6 protein-coding genes are annotated in these 3303 nt (G+C 45.1%); all 6 read right to left on the bottom strand.

Going from position 1 to position 3303, the window contains the following annotated elements; all coding sequences use genetic code 11:
• Positions 1 to 428 (bottom strand): SDR family NAD(P)-dependent oxidoreductase (locus tag QUA44_RS30170; protein ID WP_333257527.1); only part of this gene is annotated, 428 nt, incomplete at its 3' end.
• Positions 425 to 607, bottom strand: coding sequence for a hypothetical protein (locus QUA44_RS30165; protein WP_333099888.1), 183 nt, complete (start codon positions 605 to 607; stop codon positions 425 to 427). The genes QUA44_RS30165 and QUA44_RS30170, both read right to left, overlap by 4 nt.
• A 203-nt stretch (positions 608 to 810) precedes the next feature.
• Complete coding sequence (locus tag QUA44_RS30160; RefSeq protein WP_333257524.1) at positions 811 to 1368, bottom strand: DsbA family protein; 558 nt, start codon at positions 1366 to 1368, stop codon at positions 811 to 813.
• Between the two features lie 422 nt (positions 1369 to 1790).
• Positions 1791 to 2207 carry a hypothetical protein gene (locus QUA44_RS30155; protein WP_333257520.1) on the bottom strand — a complete coding sequence of 139 codons (417 nt, stop codon included), beginning with the start codon at positions 2205 to 2207 and terminating at the stop codon, positions 1791 to 1793.
• Positions 2200 to 2847 (bottom strand): pirin-like C-terminal cupin domain-containing protein, encoded by a 648-nt coding sequence (locus tag QUA44_RS30150; protein WP_333310092.1) that lies wholly within the window; start codon positions 2845 to 2847, stop codon positions 2200 to 2202. The genes QUA44_RS30155 and QUA44_RS30150 overlap by 8 nt, the downstream gene beginning before the upstream one ends.
• 11 nt (positions 2848 to 2858) lie before the next feature.
• Positions 2859 to 3257 carry an IS200/IS605 family transposase gene (gene tnpA, locus QUA44_RS30145; RefSeq protein ID WP_333257516.1) on the bottom strand — a complete coding sequence of 133 codons (399 nt, stop codon included), beginning with the start codon at positions 3255 to 3257 and terminating at the stop codon, positions 2859 to 2861.
• Between the last annotated feature and the right edge of the window lie 46 nt (positions 3258 to 3303).

The raw sequence follows: 3303 nt of genomic DNA, 5'->3' as shown, positions 1-3303 counted from the left end.
GCAGATGCCATATTGACGATTGCACCACTTCCCTGCTTCAACATCTGAGCGATTTCATGTTTCATCGACAACCAAACCCCTTTGACATTGACGTTCATCGTGCGATCGTATTCCACTTCTGTTTGCTCAATCAATGAAGGATTTTCGCCGATAGTTCCTGCATTATTAAATGCAATATCTAACCGACCAAAAACGCTAACCGCTTTATCAACCATTGCTTTAACATCGGCTTCTTTCGTGACATCTGCTTGCACAAAATTAGCCTCTCCGCCAGCTTCCTGAATCAGTCGAACAGTTTCTTCACCTTCATCAATTCGACGACCCACCACCACCACCTTTGCTTGTTGTTGGGCGTAAGCGATCGCCGTTGTTCTACCAATTCCCGATTTGCCTCCGGTGACTAACGCCACTTTATCTTGCAGTATCATTCTGTTTCTCCTGTTTTAATTTCATCGGTTTGTCTCAGGTAAGTTTGTCTCAGCAACTCAGTGACTTCTTGCGCGATCGCAATCAGGGCATGATTAACTGAAGAGTCGCGAAGAGAACCAGTCTGAGGTTTACCTTCATGCCCAGGATTATTCTTGCCTTGTACTAGTGAATGCGTCATAGAACTATCCTCAATGAAATACTGATTTGTAATTGACTAAATCAATACCCAGGAATTCAGTTGTTGGCATGGTAACTGTTGTCATGGTTCAAAAAGTGGCAATTTTGTTCAGTGAAACAGGCAAAACCCTAGCCATCAAAATTAGATAACTTACAGCACTTACAGACAAGTCAGATATGAATTGGGAGCAAAGATCGGTGAACTTAATGACTTGCAGCAATCATGGCTGCCATCAACTCCGTCGTGTTCCAGTGCCCGGTATACTGAATTTCATTGATAAACAGGGCTGGGGTAGTCGTCACTCCACTCTCTATTCCGCCTTCGATATCTTCATTGATGCGATCAACATGCACTTGTTTAGACAACTCTTTGAGAAATTGAGGAATGTCAAGCCCTAAATCATTGGCGTACTCGACAAGATAACCGTTCTCCAACCTTTGTTGATGGTCAAATAAAGTATCGCTCATTAACCAAAACTTTCCTTGGGCGGCTGCAGCTTCGGCGGCTTGGGCTGCCCGTTGAGCATGGGGATAAATCTGTGTTTGTGGAAAATGACGGAAGATGAAGCATAAATAATCTTCTCCAAAAGCAGCACTAAGCTCTCGTTTGATCGCTTTAATCATCTTGTAAACGTTCGCACTTCTAGAGCATTGATAGTCTCCATACATCACCAGCACTACCTTCGCACTCAACACACCTTGAATCCAATCTTGGGCTGAAGGCGGTACAAGTAAGGAACTGCGGCTACGATCGTCGTTCATCTTTCTAAATCTGCATCAAGCATGGAATTTTGCAATTAACTTGCTCAATTCATTGCCTGGATGACTGTTTGCATAAATTCAATATAGGCGATAGCCTTCAAGCCGTCGTCTATAGCGAGTTAAATTTTTTACAGTACAAATTGATAGAGTAACCATTCCATCGTGGAGTAGAAGGCTAGCTATAACTTAAGTTAGAATCGGGCGCATCAATTCGTTTAGGAAATACATCAATTCGCAGATTAACTGTCAGAGTAGGCAGTATCGTTCGTCAAACGTTCCTTTCCCAATAGGACGGATTCCTAAATCGCTGAACTAGGAAATTAATAAACACCTGAACACGCCGCGAATGCTTACGATTCGGTAAATATAATGCCTAAAAGCAGTTCGTCCAGATTAAAATTAACCTGGACGAACTGCTCAATTTATAGTTGAACTTTAGTCGCTAGCAGTGTGACCACATCAGCATGAGCTAGCACCACATCGGGGTTACGCTGAAGTGCCATATCATACTTCACAGCAAAGTCATTTCCAACTTCATCAGGTGTGAGTAGAATCTGAACATCAGCAATGAGAGCAGCGATCGCCTCGGAGGTGATAGGCTCATCAGAGTGGATTAACTCATCAATTTGCACAATCAATTCTGAGAGGCGATGCAACCAGGCAAATTGATCGTGACTGATCGCCAGTTGCAGCAATTCACCTTTAGAGACCCGTCCGCGCACTTGTTCGTAACGAATACGCTCTGTATCCAACAACAGTTTATGCAAATGCAATAACTTGATGCGTATATTGGTCAGAAGTTGATGTTGGGTAATGCGGTTTTGAAGCGTGTTAAGCATGAATGTGTCCCATCGTTCCATTTCGGTAATCGTCGATCGCTTGTAGGATTTCGGCTTCAGTGTTCATCACAAAAGGACCATAGCGCACCACAGGTTCATTCAGCGGCACTCCAGCAATCAGCAATAGATCAAGGGGCTGGGTGGCATCCGCAGGATTGGCGATCGCCACTTCCTCACCATCAGGTGCAAAAATCACCATTTGCCCATCCTCACCCCGTTCCTGCTCAGTGCCAAACAAACCAGACCCATCGAGGACATAGGTAAAGGCGTTGTACTCTTTCGGTACCGATTGAACCATGCTTGCGCCCGGTTGTAGCGTGAAGTGCAAGTAGATAATCGGGGTGCGGGTTTCAATCACCGCTTTCGCCCCCAACGCTTCTCCCGCAATCACACGCACCGTCACGGACCCATCTTTGGTCTGAGCCACCGGAATCTGCGCTGATGGAATTTCCTGATAGCGAGGAGCAATCATCTTGTCCCGCTGCGGCAAGTTGACCCACAGTTGAATGCCGTGCAGTCGCCCACCCGTGCGGGTAAACTCAGCTTCTGGCATTTCGGAATGCACTACGCCTGCCCCAGCGGTCATCCACTGCACATCACCGGGATTGATCATTTCGTTGACCAAAAAAATGGGATACAAGCCCCGTCCTTCTAGGACGGCTTTTCTTGGTTTCTAATATATTCCTTCAAAACTTCTAAAGGTGCACCTCCTACGGAAACAGCAAAATAACTGGGACTCCACAATGCTTCTTTGTGGGGTTTTTCGTGTCCAGCCTGTCCGTACCGACGACTGGACACGCCTTTCAATGCGTTAACAATTTGAGATATCGACAATTTAGGCGGATACTCAATCAGTGCATGAACATGATTGCCTTCGCCATTGAACTCTAGCACTTGAAAGTTCATTTTTTGGGCTACTTCTCGAAACGACTTTTCAATCAAATCAAGGCTTTCGTCCGTGAATACAGACCGATGATACTTTGTCACACAGACCAAGTGCATTTTAAGTTCTGTAACAGAATGGCGCTCGCGGCGGTAAACAGTTGTCATTACTTGCAAACCAATATATAATCAAACCTACAGACCAATATTAGTA

It is taken from the genome of Microcoleus sp. N9_A2, from assembly GCF_036701775.1.
Lineage (GTDB): Bacteria > Cyanobacteriota > Cyanobacteriia > Cyanobacteriales > Microcoleaceae > Microcoleus.
This window is presented reverse-complemented; position numbering and strand designations above follow the sequence as displayed.